Source organism: Candidatus Avoscillospira sp. LCP25S3_F1 (assembly GCF_052117125.1).
Classification (GTDB): domain Bacteria; phylum Bacillota; class Clostridia; order Oscillospirales; family Oscillospiraceae; genus Avoscillospira_A.
Genome location: NZ_JBQKJT010000013.1, coordinates 75,514 through 96,457 on the forward strand (window position 1 = coordinate 75,514; position 20,944 = coordinate 96,457).

General features: G+C 55.8%; 21 protein-coding genes and 1 tRNA gene. 8 read left to right on the forward strand and 14 right to left on the reverse strand.

Annotated features, from left to right (window positions below):
• Positions 1-84 precede the first annotated feature (84 nt).
• The 4 genes from ACTQ33_RS12445 to ACTQ33_RS12460 form a co-directional block, all read right to left on the reverse strand.
• Positions 85-1,965, reverse strand: a complete 1,881-nt coding sequence (locus ACTQ33_RS12445) for a sensor histidine kinase (RefSeq protein ID WP_441464923.1) — start codon at positions 1,963-1,965, stop codon at positions 85-87.
• The gene (locus ACTQ33_RS12450; protein WP_441464924.1) at positions 1,962-2,660 is read right to left on the reverse strand and encodes a response regulator transcription factor; all 699 of its coding nucleotides are present in this window, start codon (positions 2,658-2,660) and stop codon (positions 1,962-1,964) included. The genes ACTQ33_RS12445 and ACTQ33_RS12450 overlap by 4 nt, the downstream gene beginning before the upstream one ends.
• A gap of 30 nt (positions 2,661-2,690) precedes the next feature.
• A complete protein-coding gene (locus ACTQ33_RS12455; RefSeq protein WP_441464925.1) occupies positions 2,691-3,866 on the reverse strand; it encodes a hypothetical protein in 1,176 nt (391 codons plus the stop codon).
• Between the two features lie 69 nt (positions 3,867-3,935).
• Positions 3,936-4,397 (reverse strand): metallophosphoesterase family protein, encoded by a 462-nt coding sequence (locus tag ACTQ33_RS12460; RefSeq protein ID WP_441464926.1) that lies wholly within the window; start codon positions 4,395-4,397, stop codon positions 3,936-3,938.
• 72 nt (positions 4,398-4,469) lie between these two features.
• On the opposite strand from ACTQ33_RS12460, the gene ACTQ33_RS12465 reads away from it, so the two are divergent.
• From ACTQ33_RS12465 to ACTQ33_RS12475, 3 genes are read left to right on the forward strand one after another with little or no spacing between them, the layout of a single operon-like run.
• Positions 4,470-4,697: a hypothetical protein gene (locus ACTQ33_RS12465; protein ID WP_441464927.1), complete on the forward strand. Its 228-nt coding sequence runs from the start codon at positions 4,470-4,472 to the stop codon at positions 4,695-4,697.
• A gap of 11 nt (positions 4,698-4,708) precedes the next feature.
• The gene (locus ACTQ33_RS12470) at positions 4,709-5,062 is read left to right on the forward strand and encodes a hypothetical protein (RefSeq protein WP_441464928.1); all 354 of its coding nucleotides are present in this window, start codon (positions 4,709-4,711) and stop codon (positions 5,060-5,062) included.
• A gap of 6 nt (positions 5,063-5,068) precedes the next feature.
• Positions 5,069-5,347 (forward strand): hypothetical protein, encoded by a 279-nt coding sequence (locus ACTQ33_RS12475; protein ID WP_441464929.1) that lies wholly within the window; start codon positions 5,069-5,071, stop codon positions 5,345-5,347.
• On the opposite strand, the gene ACTQ33_RS12480 is transcribed toward ACTQ33_RS12475, so the two are convergent.
• From ACTQ33_RS12480 to trpS, 4 genes are read right to left on the reverse strand one after another with little or no spacing between them, the layout of a single operon-like run.
• Complete coding sequence (locus ACTQ33_RS12480; protein ID WP_441464930.1) at positions 5,334-6,110, reverse strand: hypothetical protein; 777 nt, start codon at positions 6,108-6,110, stop codon at positions 5,334-5,336. The two genes, ACTQ33_RS12475 and ACTQ33_RS12480, sit on opposite strands and share 14 nt — an antisense overlap.
• Before the next feature lie 31 nt (positions 6,111-6,141).
• Positions 6,142-7,290 (reverse strand): non-hydrolyzing UDP-N-acetylglucosamine 2-epimerase, encoded by a 1,149-nt coding sequence (gene wecB, locus ACTQ33_RS12485; protein ID WP_441464931.1) that lies wholly within the window; start codon positions 7,288-7,290, stop codon positions 6,142-6,144.
• The gene (locus ACTQ33_RS12490; RefSeq protein WP_441464932.1) at positions 7,277-8,386 is read right to left on the reverse strand and encodes an MraY family glycosyltransferase; all 1,110 of its coding nucleotides are present in this window, start codon (positions 8,384-8,386) and stop codon (positions 7,277-7,279) included. Before ACTQ33_RS12490 ends, wecB begins: the two co-directional genes overlap by 14 nt.
• A 21-nt stretch (positions 8,387-8,407) precedes the next feature.
• A complete protein-coding gene (gene trpS, locus ACTQ33_RS12495) occupies positions 8,408-9,403 on the reverse strand; it encodes a tryptophan--tRNA ligase (protein ID WP_441464933.1) in 996 nt (331 codons plus the stop codon).
• A 175-nt stretch (positions 9,404-9,578) separates the two neighbouring features.
• On the opposite strand from trpS, the gene gltX reads away from it, so the two are divergent.
• Both gltX and ACTQ33_RS12505 read left to right on the forward strand, forming a co-directional pair.
• Positions 9,579-11,066 (forward strand): glutamate--tRNA ligase, encoded by a 1,488-nt coding sequence (gltX, locus tag ACTQ33_RS12500; protein WP_441464951.1) that lies wholly within the window; start codon positions 9,579-9,581, stop codon positions 11,064-11,066.
• A gap of 190 nt (positions 11,067-11,256) precedes the next feature.
• Entirely contained in the window at positions 11,257-12,972 is a 1,716-nt protein-coding gene (locus ACTQ33_RS12505) for an ABC transporter ATP-binding protein (protein ID WP_441464934.1), read from the forward strand.
• Positions 12,973-13,080: 108 nt separating this feature from the next.
• On the opposite strand, the gene ACTQ33_RS12510 is transcribed toward ACTQ33_RS12505, so the two are convergent.
• On the reverse strand, positions 13,081-14,442 hold the full coding sequence (locus tag ACTQ33_RS12510) for an alanine/glycine:cation symporter family protein (protein WP_441464935.1): 1,362 nt from the start codon (positions 14,440-14,442) through the stop codon (positions 13,081-13,083).
• Between the two features lie 119 nt (positions 14,443-14,561).
• Here ACTQ33_RS12510 and ACTQ33_RS12515 point away from each other — a divergent pair.
• Positions 14,562-14,637 (forward strand) — tRNA-Thr (locus tag ACTQ33_RS12515).
• A gap of 86 nt (positions 14,638-14,723) precedes the next feature.
• Here the strand turns inward: ACTQ33_RS12515 and ACTQ33_RS12520 are convergent.
• Positions 14,724-15,551, reverse strand: coding sequence for a P-loop NTPase (locus ACTQ33_RS12520; RefSeq protein ID WP_441464936.1), 828 nt, complete (start codon positions 15,549-15,551; stop codon positions 14,724-14,726).
• A 169-nt stretch (positions 15,552-15,720) separates the two neighbouring features.
• On the opposite strand from ACTQ33_RS12520, the gene ACTQ33_RS12525 reads away from it, so the two are divergent.
• On the forward strand, positions 15,721-16,617 hold the full coding sequence (locus ACTQ33_RS12525) for a hypothetical protein (RefSeq protein ID WP_441464937.1): 897 nt from the start codon (positions 15,721-15,723) through the stop codon (positions 16,615-16,617).
• A gap of 83 nt (positions 16,618-16,700) precedes the next feature.
• Here ACTQ33_RS12525 and ACTQ33_RS12530 read toward each other — a convergent pair whose 3' ends face one another.
• Genes ACTQ33_RS12530 through ACTQ33_RS12540 form a run of 3 tightly spaced genes read right to left on the reverse strand, consistent with a single transcriptional unit; the run spans position 16,701 to position 19,048 of the window.
• Positions 16,701-17,276: an ATP-binding cassette domain-containing protein gene (locus ACTQ33_RS12530; protein ID WP_441464938.1), complete on the reverse strand. Its 576-nt coding sequence runs from the start codon at positions 17,274-17,276 to the stop codon at positions 16,701-16,703.
• A gap of 3 nt (positions 17,277-17,279) precedes the next feature.
• Positions 17,280-18,035: an ABC transporter permease gene (locus tag ACTQ33_RS12535; RefSeq protein ID WP_441464939.1), complete on the reverse strand. Its 756-nt coding sequence runs from the start codon at positions 18,033-18,035 to the stop codon at positions 17,280-17,282.
• Entirely contained in the window at positions 18,035-19,048 is a 1,014-nt protein-coding gene (locus ACTQ33_RS12540; RefSeq protein ID WP_441464952.1) for an ABC transporter substrate-binding protein, read from the reverse strand. The genes ACTQ33_RS12535 and ACTQ33_RS12540 overlap by 1 nt, the downstream gene beginning before the upstream one ends.
• Before the next feature lie 201 nt (positions 19,049-19,249).
• Between ACTQ33_RS12540 and trxA the strand changes: the two genes are divergently transcribed.
• Positions 19,250-19,555, forward strand: a complete 306-nt coding sequence (gene trxA / locus ACTQ33_RS12545) for a thioredoxin (RefSeq protein WP_441464940.1) — start codon at positions 19,250-19,252, stop codon at positions 19,553-19,555.
• 113 nt (positions 19,556-19,668) lie between these two features.
• Here the strand turns inward: trxA and ACTQ33_RS12550 are convergent, their stop codons facing one another.
• Entirely contained in the window at positions 19,669-20,928 is a 1,260-nt protein-coding gene (locus tag ACTQ33_RS12550) for an S-layer homology domain-containing protein (protein WP_441464941.1), read from the reverse strand.
• Between the last annotated feature and the right edge of the window lie 16 nt (positions 20,929-20,944).

Genomic DNA, 20,944 nt, shown 5'->3' on the forward strand with positions numbered 1-20,944 from the left:
TTTCGCTAGAAACCTGTACGCGCCGTCCTGTAATGGAACCATATCATAGCGCAAACGGAGCCGCAGGTCTGCGGCTCCGTTTCGTTATCCGTTCGCCTTGGGCAGTTCCACATCGACCTTAAACAGATCGCCATCCAGTTCCAGCCGGAACCGACCGCGCTGTAACTCCGTCAGGCTTTTTGCAATATTGAGGCCCAGGCCGGACCCTTCGGTGCTGCGGGCGCTGTCTCCACGGACAAACCGCTCCATCAATTCATCCGGGCTGATATTCAACTGCTGACGGGAGATATTTTTCAGTTGGATGGACACCGTCTTTTCCCGTTCCTCCACCGTCAGATAAACCCGCGTTCCCGGCATGGCGTATTTGCAAATATTGCCCAATAGATTATCCAGAACCCGCCATAGCAAGCGGCCGTCCGCCAGAATACTCAAGCCGTAGTCTGGGAAGTGGGCTACCAGTGTCAATCCTGCGGCCTCCAGCCGTTCCGTATACTCTCCTACAGCCTGATTCAGGCTCTCAGATACATCTGTTGGCACCAGGTCCGTCTGGATATTGCCCGTGGCGGCCTTAGAGGCCTCCACTAAATCCTCCGTCAGTTTCTTTAATCGCGTTGCCTGGCGGTGGAGAACTTCCAGGTACTGGGTTCGTTCCGCTTCATCATTCGTGTGCTGCAACAGGTCCACATAGTTGAGAATGGATGTCAGCGGCGTTTTGATATCGTGGGACACATTGGTAATCAGTTCCGTTTTCATCCGTTCCGACTTGGTATGCTGTTCGATGGCAATGGACATTCCATCAGAGATGGCGTTAAGATGCTGGCCGTAATGGCGAAATTCTCCATAAAGCCCCGTAGTATCTACCCGTGTTTCAAAATCTCCGTTCGCCATGGTTTCCACGGCACTTTTCAGCTTTTGCAGCTGGATGGAGCAAAAACAGAGGAAAATCACAATGGCCAGACTGATCAATGTATAGAGCATAAGCAGCGAGCTGCTCCAAATGCTGTAGATCGCCAGATACATCAACGCGATCAGCAGTGCAGCAGTGATAACCAGTGTCCGCCATACGATGGGAATTGCGCCCACAGTCCGCAGAAGCATCTTGATGGCGTGGAGACCATTGCGGTGAATCCAGTGCAGCAGCCGGTAAATCAGCGTATTGGCCCACCAGCGCCCCACCTTGAGCCGGGTGATCAGAGAGAGCAGCCATCCCAACAGGATCATGCTGGCCGTAAGAATGCCGACACAGGCCATGGTATTGGCAAAAGCATCCAGATCATAAAAGCCATTTTCCAAAGACAGCCGCAACAGCCACCCTGCAAAACAAGCCGCCATCAATGCATAGGCATCCAGCGGCAGCCGATCCATCCAGTTGAGCACAATTTCGTCATGACCCGGCCGGTGGCCCGCCATAATGCACAGCACAGTAAACGACGCCACACAGAGCACAGCGGAGATGACCAGAATCCACGGCAGCACATCCGACAAACGGTGAATCGTATTGAAAATCAAATATTGGCAGTAGGTCTTGCCGCTCTCTTGGGGCATGGACGATTTTATGCCCACCGTGACCCGGTAACTGGTTCCATTTTCCCACAGCTCAAAGCTATCGTAAAACCCATAGTTCTCTTTTTCAGACAGTGTTGTGGACATGACCTGCCACTGGCCGTCCTGCTGTTCCTCAATGGCATAGTTGACATTGGTGAAGCTGCCCCGGTATAGGTCCTCCAGAACACCCACCGGGAAATATTCCTGGGTATACGGCTCTAAAATATCAAACTGCGCCATTTCTCTGGCATTTTCATAGCAAATCCGACTGGCAAAATAGCTGGTATTGGAGCCGCCGTAGAGATTGGCGCGATAGCCGTAGAGAATACCGGCAGAGGTCAAACCAAAAACTGTCAAAAACGCCATCAGGAACAGGAGGACGATGAATTTCAGCAGCAGACTGCTTTTCCACTGGGTCACACGCTGTGCCCTCCCTCCATTTTATATCCCTGGCCCCAGACCACCTTCAAATAGCGAGGGTCCGAAGGCGAGATCTCAATTTTCTCCCGCAGATGCCGGATGTGGACGGCGACGGCGCTCTCGCTGCCTTGCGCCGGTTCATTCCAGACCTGCTCATAGATCTGGCGGGAAGAAAACACCTTGTCTGGCTGCGACATGAGCAGCCGTAGAATATTGAATTCAATGGGTGTCAGGGATACGGCTTCGCCGTCCACCGTGACCGCCTTGGTTTCGTCGTTAAGCTCGATATTGCCGATGGTCAAACGTTCCGTAGGCCGCGTCATGCCCCCCAGATTGGTGTAGCGCCGCAGTTGAGACCGCACCCGGGCCACCACCTCAATGGGATTGAACGGCTTGGTGATGTAGTCGTCGGCGCCAATGTTCAAACCCAGAATCTTGTCGGAGTCCTCGCTTTTGGCCGTCAGCAAAATAATGGGCACATTGCAGACCTCTCGAATCCGCGCCGTAGCGGCAATGCCGTCCAATTCCGGCATCATCACATCCATCAGAATCAGATGGACCGGCGTCTCAGACACCAATTCCACAGCCTCCCGCCCATTGGAGGCCGTGACCAGTTCATAGTTCTCTCCGGAGAGATAAATTTTCAGCGCCGAGACAATATCAGCGTCATCATCGCAGATCAAAATACGGTACATAGTATCACCTCATGGAACAGGTACAAAAGTTTACAGCAGGCCGCGCATAGGCTCCAAAGTCCCATCCTGCCGGTAGAGAAAGTATCCGCATCCAGGGCCCGGCGGCGCGACGCCCGCCTCATGGACAATGCAGACCTCGTCCTCACTGGGTTCCGGCAGCAAAATGTGTTCAGCAAAGCGGCCTGTCTCATCAGGATGGCAGCCCACCACATCATAAAACTGTCGATTGGCGCGCTCCGTGTTCGTCAGCAGCGACAGATGGTACCGCCCTTTGGGGTGCAGCCGCGGAAACTGGACGGCGTCGGAGTCCAGGACCATAAATTGCCGGTGGGCCCGTTTAACGCAGAGAATGCGGGAAAAATACAGACAGTGGGGACCGGTAAACAGACGGTCTGCCGCCGTCCAGATGGGTATCTGATACGGCAGCTGGGAAGCACATTGTTCCGTCCGCCTCCCCCACTCCGCAGCATCGGCATGGGGCGTGCCCGGAAAAAAGCTGAGACCGGGTCCACCGCCCAAATTACAGAAGGCAATGGGCGTATGAAGTTGCTCCAGTTCCTCAATGACCGGCTGTAACAGGGACAGCACCATGCCGTAGTAGTCCGGGTCCAGAACCTGTTGCGTCAAATGAACCTCCAAACCCAATCGTTGGATGCCGGTCCGGTGGAGATAGGGCGCATATTCCAGAATCTCCCGCAATCCCATGCCCCGCTTGGAACGCTCGGCCCGACACAATACCGTTCCATCCAGCGTCACCTCGCCGCCCGGATTGAACACCAGGCTGGCTGCGGCAATGGGCTGTTCCAGACACACGGCGGCGGAGATGTTGTTATCCACCGACACCGTGGCCCCCAGGGATGATGCCAACGCCAACCCCTCCACCGACGGATACATGGGTTCATACACCAACGCTTCCCCGGAGAAGCCCCAATCGGCGGCCTGCCGCAGTTCCCGGTCCGTGCAGCAGGAGACCCCACACCCCTCCTCCAGAAGAAGTCTGGCCATACCGTCCAGGGGCAGCTGCCGCAGGGGAAAGATTTGACGGTGTCCCCGACACCAGGAAAACGCCTGGAGAAAGTCTCGGATACTCTGCCGGATCCCCGTCTCATCGTATAGAAAAAACGGCGTGGGCAGATCGGATATCAATTGTTTCAGCTTTTTGCGCGGCAGGAAAACCTCATCCATCGCACTGTGCTCCACGGCCATACCGCCGCTCCTTTCTGTAAAAATGCTCCCGGCCGGTGTTCCGTCCGGGAGCATTCCAGATCGACTCTATTAGACATGGTCAGTATAGCACTGCGCCTGTCCATTTGCAATCAGAATCACGCCATAGCTGCCGCCATATCCAATAGAACCCGGATTCAGCAGCCACAGGCCGTCCGTTTCCCGGCAGTATGCCACATGGGTATGTCCAAAGGCCGCCACCTGCACGCCAGCTTCCCGCGCCGCCAGCTCCATGCGGAGCAGGCCGCTCTTGACGCCGTAGGCATGGCCATGGGTCAGCAGCATGGGCACCCCGCCCAATTCCTGACGCACCGTCAAGGTTTCGGTTGGCAACGGCAGGTCACAGTTTCCGGGAACCGAAATCACCGGATAGTCCGGAAAGCGTTTTCCCAGCTTTCGGGCATCCCGCTGATGGTCCCCCAGGTGGAAAATATAATCAGGCCGTTCCCGCAGAACGGCATCCTCCATAGCGGAGAACTGGCCGTGGGAATCGGAAAGGACCAAAATTTTCATGGGTCATCACCTTTTTTTCCGTCACACATATACTGGGATGAACAGATCATCGTGTGAAATGGAGGTAGTCATATGGATCGTCAATCCTTTCCCTTTCAGGAGCAGGACATTCGTCGCGTTTTAGGCAGCCCCGAAGGGCAAAAGTTGTTACAATTGCTGAATCGGGACGGTGGCCAGGCTTTGCGTCAAGCCGCCAACGCCCTGCGCAGCGGCAACACCCAGGCAGCCATGGAGATTCTGGCCCCCGTCATGGAAACCAAGGAGGCCGCGGAACTGGTGGATCAGATCAATCGCAAATGAGGTGACCATAAATGGAGGATCTTGAAAACAAGATCGGTGAGATATTGGGCGATCCTCAGGCCATGGCTGGGATTCTGTCCCTGGCACAAAGCCTGGGACTGACACCACCGGAACAGACGGAACCATCTGCCCCTCCGCCGTCCTCGCCGCCTCCACAGCAGGACCCCATGGCCAGTTCCATGGCACAGCTGCTGTCCATGGCTGGGTCCCTGGGCGGCAAGGAATTGGCGCTATTACAGGCGCTGCGTCCCCTGCTGCGGGAGGATCGCCGGTTCAAACTGGACCGGGCCATCCAGGCGGCCAGAATCTCACAGATTGCTGGAACAGCTATGAAAACACTGGGAAATTCAGATACCGGAAGGTGATGGACCTTGTATAATCGCTACATTCCATCGGCTGATGGCAGCTACATCTGTCAGCCGGTGGCGGAATTGCCCCATCTGGAGGGCAGCACATCCGACAACCGGCCGCCCACTCCCTCGCCGCGTCCGACGGCGGCATCCTGTTTGAGCCGTCTGCTGCCATCGGACCTGGAGGCCGACGATCTGTTGATTCTGCTGATTCTGTTGTTGCTGTTTCTGGACCAGGACGGTGAAGCCGATTCCACCCGGGCCTTATTGGCCGCTGCGGCCTTCCTCATTCTTCGCTAGGGAGTATTTGGGTGCCGTCCGGCAGCTGAAACATCTCCTGCAAAGACGTGTCCTCCGGTGTCAGCAGCTGGCAGGACGTTTGCCGCAGCTGGTAGACTGGTGTATCCCCTTCCAACACATCGGCTCGATACAGCAGCTGTGCATCGACATCCACCCAGTAACGGACTTCCTGTTCTCCCTCTTGGGCGGCAACGTAGAGGCAGTCATGGGACTGGGTTTCATCAAAGGTGACAAAGCCGGCATCTAAAATTTCGGATTCCGGCAGAGCCAGCAACGTCTCATAGGTGGGTATCCCCAGCAGATCGTCAAAGGACACCGTTTCATCCAGTGTCAGGGATCGAACCGCGTCATCGGTACCATACCAAATCCAGACGGTTATCCCGTCGGTGAGCAGATGTTTGGTTTCGCTGCCCACGGACAACTGGGCCCGGAGACAAGCGCCGCTGCGCCAAAGCTGCACCGTCTGTGTGGCTACCTCCTGTTCCCACAGGGTCGACACAGACAGCACCTGATGATATGCCGTTGACCGGGACAGGGTTCCCAATGCCATCTGGACATTATCCGCATTCAGTTGCAGGAAGGGTTCTTTCACATCGGATAAGGGTAACTCACCGTCGGCGGCGCCCAAATCCTCCGGCAGCTGGATCACATCCCGCTGTCCGCCCCGGATGCTCAGCAGCACCAGAGCCAACAGCAGCGCCAGAACAAACAGCGTGGCAGCAATGACAATGCCGGCAGATTGTTTGCCAGTGTGATTGTGCATTGCTGCCACGCTCCTTTCTGCTGTCTATCCGTTAGACCTGAAAATCTTCCGGCCGATGGTCCGTCAGGCCAAAGTGCCAGGCAATGGCCTCCACAATCCGGCCACAGGCATTGCCGTCGCCATAGGGGTTCACCGCCTTTGCCATCTTGGCGTAAGCCGCTTCGGAATCAAGAAGCTCTCCGGCCAGACGGACAATCTCCGCCTGCTCCACGCCGACCAGTTTGGCGGTACCGGCGGCAATGGCTTCCGGCCGCTCCGTCTCCCGCCGCATGACCAGGACAGGCTTCCCCAGTGCGGGCGCTTCCTCCTGCAATCCGCCGGAATCTGTCATCACCATATAGCACCGGGCCATAAGGTTGTGCATCTCCTCCACATTGACCGGATCGATGAGATGGACCCGCTTCACATTGCCCAGGATGCCGAACACGCACTCCCGCACCGCCGGGCTCAGATGGACCGGATAGACCACCTCCACATCGGGGTGGCTTTCCACCAGCTCCGCGATGGCGTGCATGATATTGACCATGGGCTGGCCGTAATTTTCTCTGCGGTGACAGGTGACAACGATGACCCGTCTGGAGTGGAAATCCAGTTCATTGAGACACTGTGTAGAGAACACAAAATCGTCCCGAACTGTGGTTTTCATGGCATCAATGGCCGTGTTGCCGGTGATAAAGATTTCTCCGTTGACCGCCTCCCGGCGGAGATTTTCCGCATTGGCCTTGGTGGGAGAAAAGTGCAGATCGGCCATATCGCTCACCAGCACCCGGTTCATCTCCTCCGGATAGGGAGAGTATTTGTCACCGGTGCGCAGACCCGCCTCCACATGGCCGATGGGCACTTGATGGTAGAAGGCCGACAGGGCGCCGGCGAAGGTGGTGGAGGTGTCGCCGTGGACCAGAATCAAATCGGGCTTGGCCTCCTCGATGACGCTGTCCATGCCCAGAATAGTCTTCGTGGTGATTTTGGTCAACGTCTGCTGCTTTTCCATGATATTCAGATCATAGTCGCCTTTCAGCTGGAAAATCTCCATAACGGAGTCCAACATCTCCCGGTGTTGGCCGGTCAGGCAGCACAGGCTCTCCATTTGCGGATGGGCCGCCAGCTCCTTGACCAGGGGGGCCATTTTAATGGCCTCTGGCCGTGTGCCGAACACAGACATAACTCTAATCTTTTTCATCTTCAACTTCCTTTTGTTCTCCATGCGGATGCGCATGGTCATTGTGTTCGTGGGGGGTGATGGCGAATATCACCTTGAGGCCAATGGCGCCGACAACGATGATGGCGCCGATGAGAAACAGCGCCCGCAGTGCGCCGGATGACGTCAGTACCACGGCGGACAAGCCCAAAATGGCCGTCATCATATAGGCAATGGCAACCGTCTGCTTCTGATTGAACCCCATATCAATGAGCCGGTGGTGGATATGACCCCGGTCGGCCTGCATCGGGTTCTGGCCCTTGGCCAGACGCCGCAGAATGGCAAAGCAGATATCAAAAATGGGCAGGCCGAGAATCAAAAACGGTACGGCAAAGGAGATGATGGCGTACAGCTTGAATAGTCCCTGAATGGACACCGTGGCCAGAATATAGCCCAAAAAGGTGGAACCGGTATCGCCCATAAAGATTTTCGCCGGGTTCATATTATAAGGAATGAAACCCAGGCAGGCGCCCAACAGGGCAGCCATGATAATAGCTACATTGCCCTCGGCTATGAGCATGGCTGTCACCAGCAGCGTAGCGCTGGAAATGGCTGAGACGCCCACCGCCAGGCCATCCAGGCCGTCAATGAAGTTGACGGCGTTGGTGATGGCCACAATCCAGATGATGGTCACCGGAATGGCCAGTTTACCCAAATCCAAGTAGGGCTCCGGACTGGTAAGAATGGGATTTGACACATATTGGATGACGTTACCGTAGTAGACGGCCACACCGGCAGCTGCGATCTGCACCAGGAATTTCGGTACCGCTTTCAGCGTCATAATGTCGTCAAAAATACCCAAAACGACAATCATGACCGCGCCGATCAGGATACCCCGAATCTCCGGCTGAATTTCCACAAACAACAAAACGCTGAGGAAAAAGCCCAGAAAAATCGCCAGTCCACCCAGTCGTGGGATGGGCGTCTTGTGCATCCGGCGGGCATCCTTTGGTACATCGATGGCGCCCACCTTATAGGCCATTTTTTTGACCAGCGGCGTCGTCGCAAAGGTGACGGCGATGGCCGTCAGCAACGCCAGCAGGATATATTTCACCAAACTCAAATCGAGTTCTGCCACTATGTGGAAACGCTCCTTCCGTTAACCGGCCACAAAGCCGACCTTTTTATAGACTTTCCGCAGTGTCTTCTCCGCCAGATACCGGGCCCGCTCAGCGCCCTCTTTGTAGACGCTTTCCAGATAGGCCTTGTCGCCCATGAGGCGCTGCGCTTCCTCCCGAACAGGGCGCATCAGCTCCACCACGGCCTCGCCCACGGCAGGCTTAAAGACGCCATAGCCCTGACCGGCAAACTCCGCTTCCGCTTCTTCCATGGTCTTGCCGGTAGCGGCGCAGTAGATGGTCAACAGGTTGGATACGCCGGGCTTGTTCTCCTTGTCATAACGGACCGCCGTCTCGCAGTCGGTGACGGCACGCTTGAACTTGCGCATGATATCCTCAGGCTTATCCATCATATAGACACATCCATCCGGATCGGACTTGCTCATCTTGCTGTCAGGATTGCCCAGGCTCATGATGCGGGCGCCCATCTTGGGGATAAACGGCTCCGGCAGCGTAAAGGTGTCGGAATAGACACCGTTAAACCGGTTGGCAATATCGCGGCACAGCTCCACATGCTGCTTCTGGTCCTGGCCCACAGGCACCAAGTCCGTCTGATACAGCAGAATATCCGCGGCCATGAGTACCGGATAGGTAAAGAGACCCGCAGTAATATTGTCTGCGTGTTTCTGAGACTTATCCTTAAACTGGGTCATCCGGGACAGTTCGCCAAACTGGGTATAACAACCCAACACCCAACTCAGTTCCGCATGCTGGGGTACATGGGATTGGATGAACATAATGTTCTTCTTGGGGTCCAGGCCACAGGCAATATACTGGGCCAGCTGCTCCAGGCTGCGGCGGCGCAAATTGGCCGGCACCTGCCGCACCGTAATGGCGTGCATATCCACGATGCAGTACAGGCAATCGTATTCATCCTGCAAAGCCACCCAGTTTTTGATGGCTCCCATATAAGAGCCCAGCGTCAGGTCGCCACTGGGCTGAATGCCGGAAAAAATCCGTTTTTTTCTCTCGTCCATGAAAGATATTCCTTCCCTTCTGCAGTTCGTGGCAGAACGCCACGATTCTAAGTCGATATTTTATCACACCCCGTCGGAAAATTCAATCTGTCATTGACTTTCGCCGCGATTAAAATATAATTGGTATAGAGTAACGCAAGAAATAATCCCGGAGGTATCATCTTCTATGACAATTATGACAATCGACAAGGACTTTTTTGCGCAGATGGAGGCCCGCATCCCCAAGGGCGAAGTACGCACCCGCTTCGCCCCCTCCCCCACCGGTTATATGCACGTGGGCAATCTGCGTACCGCACTGTATACCTATCTGATCGCCCGTCATCTGGGCGGTAAGTTCCTGCTGCGCATTGAGGACACGGATCAGGAGCGTCTGGTGGAAGGCGCCACTGATATCATTTACAATACCCTGCGTCAGTGCGGCCTCAACTGGGATGAAGGCCCCGATCTGGGCGGCCCCGTGGGTCCCTACATTCAGACTGAGCGCCGGGACCTCTACGGCAAGTATGCCGAACTCCTCATTGAGCGCGGCGGCGCGTATCGCTGCTTCTGCACCAAGGAGCGGCTGGAGGAACTCCACAAGGACAACCCCACAGCCAAGTACGACGGTCTCTGCGCCACGCTGACCCAGGCCGAGATTGATGAAAAGCTGGCCGCCGGTATTCCCTACGTCATCCGTCAGAAGATTCCCCGGGAAGGCACCACCACCTTTGTGGACGCCACCTTCGGTGAGATTACGGTTCCCAACGACACGCTGGATGACAATGTGCTAATCAAGTCCGACGGTCTGCCCACCTACAACTTCGCCAACGTCATCGACGATCATCTGATGGGCATTACCCATGTGGTCCGCGGCAGCGAATACCTGTCCTCTTCCCCCAAGTACAATCTGCTGTATGAAGCCTTTGGTTGGGACATTCCCACCTATGTCCACTGTTCTCCCGTTATGCGTGACGCCCAGCACAAAATGTCCAAACGTCATGGTGATCCCTCCTATGAGGACCTAATCGCCCAGGGCTATCTGTGTGAAGCCGTGGTTAATTATGTGGCTTTGCTGGGCTGGAGTCCCGGCGGTGAGCAGGAAATTTTCTCCTTGGACGATTTGGTCAAAATCTTCGACCTCAAGGGCATTTCCAAGTCCCCTGCCGTCTTCGATATCGTTAAGCTCAAGTGGATGAATGCCGAGTATATCAAAGCCATGAGCCCCGAAGCATTTTATGCCGTGGCAGAGCCCTACTTGAAGCAAGCCATTACGAACCCGGCCATTGATCTGAAAGCCGTGGCTGCGTTGGTGCAGCCACGCTGCGAAGTTCTGACCGATCTGGCCGAGCGCGTGGATTTCCTGGACGCCCTGCCCGACTATGATGTACAGATGTATGTCCACAAGAAGTCCAAGACCACGTTGGAAAATTCTCTCCACTCTCTTCAGACGGCTCTGCCTGTGCTGGAAGCTCTGGAGACTTGGAACAACAGTGCCATTTTTGAAGCGTTGGCCGGTCTGGCTGCCGCCCAGGAGGTCAAAAACTCCGTAATGCTGTGGCCTGTCCGTGTAGCCGTCTCCGGTAAGATGTCCACCCCCGGCGGCGCCACAGAACTGTGCGAACTGCTGGGTAAGGAGGAATCTCTAAACCGCATTCGCAAAGGCATTGAACTGCTGTCCAAATAATCTGAACACCGCACAGCAGTGGCTTATTGTAAAATAGGTCCAAAAAAGACTGGACAGCACCACAAAAGGGTTGCCCAGTCTTTTTATCTTTTCCCAGAAAAACAGCAGCAAAACCACAGTAACTTACTGAGATTCAGAGGATACCCACAAAAATTCAGGGGATTCATCCCCCAATCAGAGGAGTGTTTCTATGAGGAAGCGAGACTTGCGGCGTCCCTTTGTTCGCCAGTTCTACCGGCGGAACCGGGTAAATTTTTCTTTGGCAATGCTGACTACAGTAGCTATGGCCATTGTGAATTTGGTCATCTCCTGGATGCTCCAACAAGCTATGGATTTAATTGCAGGTGTGGAAGGTACATTGCCATTGCAACAGCTGCTATGGGTGTTCTTTGGTGTTGTAATCACTATTATTTTAGTTGGATTATTACGAGCATGGGTGATGCCCCGATTTTATGCCCGGGCCATGGGCCAGTACAAGGACTACGCTTTCGAGCAGCTTTTGCGAAAGAACATCTCCAGCTTTGCCGGTGAAAATACTTCCACTTATCTCTCCGCTTTCTCTAACGATACAGCCAGTATCGAATTAAACTATCTTGAAAACCTCTTCACCTTGGTGATGGACTCATTATTGTGCTTGGGTGCATTCGTGATGATGTTCTGGTATAGCCCGTTGTTGACGGTGATCGCCTCGGGACTGTCTCTGCTGTCGCTGGCGGCGTCTCTATTGACCGGCAAACGTTTAGTGGCCGCCGAAAAAGAGGTTTCCCGAAAAAATGACAGCTTTCTCTCTATGCTCAAAGACGGACTTGTGGGGTTCTCTGTCATAAAGAGTTTTCGGTCTGAGAAGGACATTTTGAAACTATTTTCCGAGAGTAATCGGCAGGTGCAGAATGCGAAGGCACATAGCAACCGGCTACGGAAGATTTTAAATACCATTGGCATCATTGCCGGGCTTATTGCGCAATTCGGCGTGTTCCTGACGGCGGCTGCCATGGCGGTGGCTGGATGGGACGTCACTCCAGGTATGGCGTGGGTGTTTTTACAGCTCAGTGGTTTAGCGGTAATGTTTTTAGAGGAAGCCCCCTCGTTATTTTCCAATCGCGCGGCCGCCTTGGGCCTGGTGGAAAAACTCGCCTGTTCTCTGGCCGAAAATGTTCGCGAGGAAGGGCGTCCCATTCCAAACGTATTAAATAACGGTATTCAGCTGCGCAATCTCTCCTTTGCTTATCCTGGCGGAGAAGCGGTACTCCACAAGGTGAATGTTTTGTTTCAGGCGGGCAAGAGCTATGCTTTAGTGGGAACCTCCGGCTCAGGAAAATCCACCTTGTTGAATTTACTGATGGCGGGTCAGGACGGGTACGACGGGGAGATTTTCTACGATGAGCGTGAACTGCGCTCCATTCATACGGACTCTTTATATGAACTGGTATCCCTGGTGGAGCAGAATGTTTTTGTATTCAACAGCACCCTGCGAAATAATATTACGATGTTCCAGAATTTTCCAGAAATTCAAATCAAACGGGCAGAATCTCTTTCCGGCTTGTCAAATCTGGTAAAGCAAAAGGGAGAAAATTACCTCTGCGGTGAAAATGGCGTCGGTCTCTCCGGTGGGGAGCGCCAACGGATAGCAATTGCTCGTTGCCTGTTGCGCGAAACCCCGGTGCTCTTAGTGGATGAAGCCACCTCTGCTTTAGATAAGGAAACGGCCTACCGAGTGACCAGCTCAATACTGGACTTAAAGGGTCTGACTCGAATCGTGGTGACACATTCCCTGGAGGAGGCACTGCTTCGCAGGTATGACGATATTCTGGTATTGAGCCACGGTCGTGTGGTGGAGGAAGGAAAATTTGACCAGTTGATGGAGCAAAAAGGATTGCTTTACTCTCTCTTCACAGTGGCACAGTGAGCTTGATCTTACGTAATTGACGGAGTTCCTTACGTTAGAGAATCGCCGGTATTTGACGCCTTGAGCGTTGTGCGCTATACTTGTACCAGCCTATAGCGTATACGGAAGTTAAGTTCCCTCAGTAACCTGAACCACCGTCCCCGCCAGCAGCAACAGCGCCAGCAGATTGGGAAAGGCCATCAAACCGTTGGTCAGGTCTGCCAGCTGCCACACGGCCTCCACTGACAAATAGGGCGCCACCGCCACAGCGGCAATGCAGAGCCAGCGGTACATCTGTTCCGCCACGTGACTGCCGCGGGTCAGATAGGCCAGACACCGCTGGGCGTAGTAATGCCAGCCGATGACTGTGGCAAAGGCAAACAGCAGCAGACTGACCATCAGAACAAACCGACTGAACGAGGGTGTAAACGGCAAGCCGGATACAAAAGCGGTATTGGTAATGGAGACACCATCCCCGCCCTGCTGCCACGCGCCGGTTACCACAATAGCCAGACCAGTCAGTGTACACAGTACAATGGTATCAATAAACGTACCGGTCATAGAAGCCAGCCCCTGTCGGTCGGGCCGGATGCCACGGACCATACCGGCGGCAATGGCCGCCGTACCCATACCCGCCTCGTTGGTAAAAAGCCCCCGTGCAATCCCCTGTCGCATGGCAATAAACACGGACCCCACCGCACCGCCGGCGACAGCTTTGGGGGCCAGTGCGCCGGTCAGAACCTGTCCCACCGCCATGGGCAGCGCTTTCCAGTTCCACAAAAGCAATGCGCTGGTCAGCAGAATGTAGCCGACAGCCATAATGGGTACCAGAGTTTCCGCCACAGTACCGATGCGCTCCACACCGCCCAACAACACTGCCGCTGTGGCCACGGTCACCAGCAAACCGGCCAGGACCACGGCTGGCGGCCGATAAGCTCCAAACAGCCACAATCCCCAAGTTCCCTGAAAATCCGGTGCAAAAAACCGTGCCACAGCAGCGCTGATGCCATGGACCTGGGCCACAGTACCAATGCCGAACGCTCCAGCGAACACGGCGCAGATGGCGTAACAGATTGCCATAACCCGGCCTTTTCGTCCCAAGCCCTGCTCCATATAAATGCAGGGACCGCCGCCCTGAGGGCCGGAATATCGTACTGCCAGCAGTCCTTCGGCGTACTGCGTTGCCATTCCCAGAAAACCCGCCACCAGCATCCAAAACAATGCACCGGGGCCACCGATGGAAATAGCCGACGCTACACCAATGATGTTGCCGGTACCGATGGTGGCCGCCAGCGCTGTACACAGAGCCCGAAATGGTGTGGCTCCCCCCGATTCCGTCTGCGGGCCGAAGGCCGTTTTCAATCCGGTTTTCAGCCCTCGCAGCTGAATGAAGCGGAGCCGGATGGTAAATAGGGCACCCACTGTTAGAATCAAGCCCATCATGGGCCAGCCCCAGACCCATGTGCAGAGTGTTTCAAGCCATACTGCCATTTTGGCTGCCTCCTTTGTCTGTCAATACTGTACAGTATGCGTTTTTAGAGGCAGTTAGAAATATTTTCTCTTGACAATCTAAATTTTCCATAGTATAATAACCGAGCAATTGAAAGTTTGCTGGTATAGCTCAGTCGGTAGAGCAGCTGATTCGTAATCAGCAGGTCGTGTGTTCGAGTCACATTACCAGCTCCAAAAGGATATCGCTTCGGCGATGTCCTTTTGCTTTATGCCGATTATAACAAAACACCGGAGCTTCTCAGAAGTTCCGGTGTTTTCTCTTATTCCTTGGTCAGTGCCTGGGCGGCGGGCTCGATAGCCGTCAGATCGACCTGCTCGATACAGCCCATGTCGGCCATCTGCGCCACTGCGGGATCGATGGGCAGCCGGGCCAGAATGGGAATGTTATACTGCTGCGACATGGCATCCAGATGGCTCTTGCCGAAGACCTCCGTCTTCTTTCCGCAGTCAGGGCACTGATAGTAGCTGTAGTTCTCTACAAAGCCCAGAACCGGAATTTCCATCATCCGTGCCATGTTGACAGCCTTGGCCACAATCATGGAAACCAGATCCTGCGGTGTTGCCACCACAATAATACCATCAATGGGCAGGGACTGGAACACCGTCAGAGGCACGTCACCCGTTCCGGGAGGCATGTCCACAAACAGGTAGTCCACATCGCCCCAAATTACATCGGTCCAGAACTGCTTGACCGCACCGGCCAGAACGGGACCACGCCACAGGACGGGAGACGTTTCATCATCCAGCAGCAAATTGATGGACATCACCTGAATGCCCTCCTTGCTGATAGCCGGGACGATACCGGCTTCCGTGGCTTCCCGGCACTCACTGACGCCGAACGCCTTGGGGATGGACGGACCGGTGATATCGGCGTCGAGAATGGCTGTGCTGTGGCCTTGCTTTGCCATTGCACAGGCCAGCATGGAGGTGACGGTGGATTTACCCACGCCGCCCTTGCCGGACACAACAGCAATCACTTTCTTAACGTGGGAACCAGGATTGGCCGGGGCCAGCAAGCTCTCCTTCGTGCGGCTGCCGCAGTCGGAACTGCTGCAGGAAGAGCAGTTGCCGGAACATGCTTCACTCATATTGATGCGCTCCTTCTACGCCCGAAGGCGTTGTAAATTCTTTCTTGATTGTAGTCCCTGCGGCGTAGAAAGTCAAGGCGGCATATGCCATTTTCACACATTTTAGACTGGGGCATACACTGATCATGAAGGCGCTTGCCTATCAAATTTCCATTAGGAGGTATCCCCTATGTCTGAGAAATGCCAGGTGGGTGCAGTCAACGACCTGGGCGGCATTCGCGAGGCCGTTTGCATCCACACCAAGAAAATCTGTGACTCCTGTATTGACAAGGACTGCATTGAGGATCTGCGGGTGTTCCTGACCCAGGATTCCCAAGCCATTCTGGAGCAGGCCACCAACGTCAAGGCCCGCAGCGCCGAGCTGCTGTACGTCTGCCTCGATGTGGAGCCGGCCCAATTCAACACTGGCCACTACACCGTGGACATTACTTATTATTACCGCATTTTGGTGGACGCCATCGTCTGCGGCACCCGTCCCTGCACCATCTGCGGTCTGTCCGTGTTCTCCAAGCGGGTCATCCTCTGCGGCGGCGAGGGCAGCGCCCGGACCTTCAGCAGCAAGACTGTCATGGACGGCTGTGACCGTCAGCGCCTCATGCAGACCGCAACGCCCGACGCCCTGGTGGAGGTCATTGACCCCATGATCCTCGCCAGTAAGGTAGTGGACGTCTGCAACTGCCGCTGCAACGAAAACACCTGCCTGGAGCTGCCCGGCTTCATCTGCGGCTGCTTCGACGGCGAACTGGTCCTCAACGGTGAGAGCCGCCGCCTGTACGTCACCATCGGTCAGTTCTCCATCATCCGTATGGAGCGGGACACCCAGCTGCGTATCCCCAGTTACAGCTACTGCATCCCCACCAAGGACTGCGCCGCCACCGGTTCCGGCGCCGACGAGAGCCCCTGCGACATGTTCAGCAAGATCAAGTTCCCTGTCTCCTCCTTCTTCCCCGCTTGCGGCGAGAGTGAATGCGCTGCCCTGGCCGGTGTCAATGATGACTGCGGCTACGGCAATAACAATAACAACTCCAATTCCAACAACAACTGCGGCTGCCGTATCGTTCGCTGAGCAGTCACACAACAACGGGGCATCCCGGCGCCAGGCCGGGGTGCCCCGTTCCCCTTCTCGGAACAATAGTTTGACAAGTTTAATCACAGCGAAAGCCGGTTTGTTACGCCCATTGTGTCCAATTCCTCCGGGTCATGGGTCACCAACAGTACCGTTCGCCCGGTGCAGCGCTTCAAGGTATCCGTCAGAACCACCTGTTTCGTGGCGGCGTCCAGTCCCCGGAATGGCTCGTCCAACAGCAGCAGATCGTACTGTGCCAGCAACGCTCGCAAAATGGCAACCCGTCGCTTCTGTCCGCCGGACAGTTCCCGGACCGGCTGACGACTGCTGTTCTCCAGTCCCACTGCCTTCAAAGATGCTTCCACGGTTTCCGGTGTCAGAAACGGCGTCACCAGACGGATATTCGCCACCGCATTGAGGTTTTCACACAGCCGGTCCTCCTGAAAAACTGCGCTGATACGCAGGCCGTCCAATCCTGTGATCTCACCGCGCTGAGGCCGGTCTAAGCCCATGAGAATCCGCAGCAGCGTTGTCTTGCCGGAACCGGACGGCGCCATCAATCCTGTGATGGTTCCGGCGCGCAGACAGGCCGAAAAGCCGCGGAGAACCTTCCTTTCTCCAAAGGAACGGTACACTTCCCGGATGATGATATCCTCCATGGCTCACATCCTTTCCAGCGCCCGGAACAGTAGACGCAGCAGCGTCTGAAATAACCGTTCACAGCCCACACTCAGCAGCACGATCACGACAGTCCAGGCAAACAGGTCCCGCGTATCCAGATAGACCTTGGCCTGATACAGCTGCGCGCCGATGGACCCGTCTGGCATCCCGATAACCTCTGCGGCCATACCGGATTTCCATGCAAGACCCACCGCGGTGGCACAGGCGGACTGGAAATACGGCGCCACCTGGGGTGCATAAATGTACCGCAGCCGCCGTCCCGGTGAGATGGCAAACACCTGAGCCATCTCCAGCAGCTGACGATCTGCCGCCCGGATACCGGCGGCGGTACTGCCGTAAACCACAGGCAGCACAATGAGAAAAGAGATCACCACCGCCAGGGATTGGGCGGAAAAGAGAATCAGGACCAGAATGATAAAGGATGCCACAGGAATGGATTTCACCGTCAGCAGCAGCGGCGCCAGCAGTTCTTCCACCCGGCGGTATCGAACCGCCAGGGCCGCCAGTCCGGCCCCCGCCGCGACGCCCAGCAGGAAGCCGGCGGCAATTCGTCCGGTGGAACACAAAACCGCTCCATAAAATGCCGGTACGGCCAACAGCTCCCCCACCCGGAGCAGAACTTCCCAGGGCGACACCAGGAAAATTCGCTGGTGAATCACCATGGCCGCCGCCTGCCATACCAGGAGCCAGAAAACCACGGCCCACAGGCGCAGGGTTCCTCGCTTCTTCCTTGCCATCAGCCAAGGAAATAGAAATCGTCAGCGGGCATGGAGCCACCGATGGATTTCGGATTCTGCTCCAGCAGCACCGTCAGATAGCCCGACAACTTCTCCTGCAATTCCTGTCCGCGAATCAGGGTGATATTACAGGCGGGAATGGCCTGGACAGCTACCTGGGCCGGTACAATATCGTACTGTCCCACCAGCTGAGCGGCATCCTCCACATGGTTGTTGACATAGTCCACAGAGGTCTGATAGTGTTCCAAGAATGCCGTCACCGCGTCGGGATGGGCCTCTACAAAGTCCCGGCGGCCAATGAGTACACCAGTAATCATGGAAGAGGGTGTCTCACTGTCTGCTTGCAGGCGTTCCCATTCCTCCGTCAAATCCAAGGCCACACGAATTTGGTCACTCTGCATCTGCGCTGTGGTGACAAAGGGCTGGGGCAGCATGGCAACAGCGTTCTCCTGGGCCAGCAGCGCCGCCAGGCACTCGCTGTGCTCACTCTTCCATTCAATGGTCACATCGGTGGTCGGGTCAATGCCGTTCTGTTCCAGAACATAGTTAAGGGCATATTCCGGCGTGTTGTCCTTGCCGCTGGCATAGATGGTCTTGCCCCGCAGATCCTCCACTGTGGAAATGGTGTCGCCGCTCTCCACCATATACAGAACGCCCAGCGTATTGATGGCCAGCACTTCCACGCCGCCGTCCATATTATGGTAGAGCACCGAAGCCAGATTGGCAGGCACCGCCGCCAGGTCCACCTCACCTTTCGCCAGCAGCGGCGTCACCAGATCCGCCGAAGCCTCAATGGAAAACGTATAATCGCAGCCCTCCAGCTCGCCCTTGTCAGCCGCGTCCATCATCTGGACCATGCCCATGGCCGTGGGACCTTTCAGCGCAGCAACGCGAATGGGCACCACATCGGTTTCCGCAGACGCTTCCGGCGTCTCCGCCGACGGTTGGCCGCAGCCGGTCAGCATCGCTGCGGTCACAGACAGGGCGCAGAACAGGGAAAATAGTTTTTTCATCATATGGCGTTCTTCCTTTCTAAGCCGATTGGCTTCCATAGTCGTATTGTACTCTCTGGCCGGTGGTTTGTAAATATCTCCTGCCCGGCTGTGCCTTTGGTGATTTTATCACAGAAGCCCCGACGCATATCTGTTATACTGTGGTCAAAGATAAAGAAACACCGTCATATCGGACGGCAAAACTGCAAGGAGGAACGGATTATGTCTGTACTGCACATCACAAAGGATACGTTTGAAAAGGAAGTCATGGCGTCCACGGTACCGGTACTGGTGGATTTTTGGGCCACCTGGTGCGGCCCCTGCCGCATGGTTGGCCCCATCCTCGATGAAATCGCCGCCGAGCGCAGCGATATTAAGGTTTGCAAAATCAACGTGGATGAGGAGCCGGAACTGGCCGCCCGCTTCCAGATCATGACCATTCCCACTCTGATGGTTATCAAGAACGGCGCTATCGTACACCAGTCCGCCGGCGCCCGGCCCAAGCAGCAAATTCTGGATTTGCTGTAAAACTGGATACCCATGCCCCGGCTGCGATCTTGCCCCGCAGTCGGGACATTTTACGTTCAATATGGCACACGCGGTTCCCAGCCACTGGCTGAGAACCGCGTTTTTTCTAATATTTATTGAAGGTTTTTCGCAAACCGCTGCAAAATCGCGGCTACCTGAGCGCGAGTAGCAGAGCCGCCGGGAGACAATCGCTGATCTCCCACGCCGGAAATCAAGCCCCGGTCCACGGCCCAGCCCATGGCCTGGACCGCATAGCCGGACACCGCCGACGCATCACGGAAGCCGTCCAGTGAACCGCTGCTTTCCCCGGCTACCCCCGCATGGTTGGCATACCGATATAGGATAGTAGCCATCTGCTCGCGGGTCACCGGTACATTGGGGGCAAAGCGGCTGTCGCTGACGCCCTGGACAATGCCGTTCGCCGCGGCCCAGGCCACGGCCTGGGCATACCAGGCGTCGGCCGGGACATCGACAAAGTTGGCGGCACTCTCATTAGGCGCTCCTGCCATCCGATGGAGCACTGTCACCAGCATGGCGCGACTCATGGACACGTTGGGCCCAAACTCTGTCTCGCTGATGCCCAAGAACAGGCCGTTGGACACGGCGTAGTTCACCGCTCCAGCGTACCAGTCGTTGGGACCCACGTCGGTAAAGGCGTGCACCTGCACCGTATTTTCTTCGGGTGTCTCCTCTGGCGTCTCCTCCGGCACCACTTCCGGCTCCCGCTCAAAGGTTACCACCACCGTATCTGTGGCTTTGAGGCCTGTCAGTCGGGTGGTCAATGCCACTTCCCTGCCGTTCACCAGAATTTTTGCAATACGATATCCTGCATCTGGTGTGATGGTAACGGTGCCATCACTGGCCGCGTTGATTTTACCGCCGGTACCATTGACGGAGACCGTCGGCGTCCGGTCCTCCACGGCGGGAGAGGATGTCCCGCCGGCAGGCGCTTGCATTACAGACAGTGCAACCGTGTCATACTTCGTTCCATTCAGGAACCGGTCCAATACCGTAGCCTCGGGCACAGTGGTCACCTGGGTTCCGGCGGCCACTGTCAGCGTTCCCAGGTCCAGCGTGCCGTCCGCTGCCGTCAACGGCGTCCGTGAGGCGACGTACAGCGTCACAGTTCCTGCCGCACTGTCCACCGTCACGGCATAGGTGTCGCCTTTCCCCTGGAACTGCACCGTCTGGACATTGGTAATGTTGATCGTGACTTCAGCCGCATACCGGTCGGTTCCTACGTCCCGCAGCTCCACAGCCGCTGTCGTCCCCTGCTTGTCAAAGGATAGGGAAAGCTCCGCGGCCAGAACATTGGCCGACAGCATGGCGCCCAGGGTCAGCGCACAGATTCCCCGTTTGATCCAACGCTTCATTGCGTCCTCCATTTCT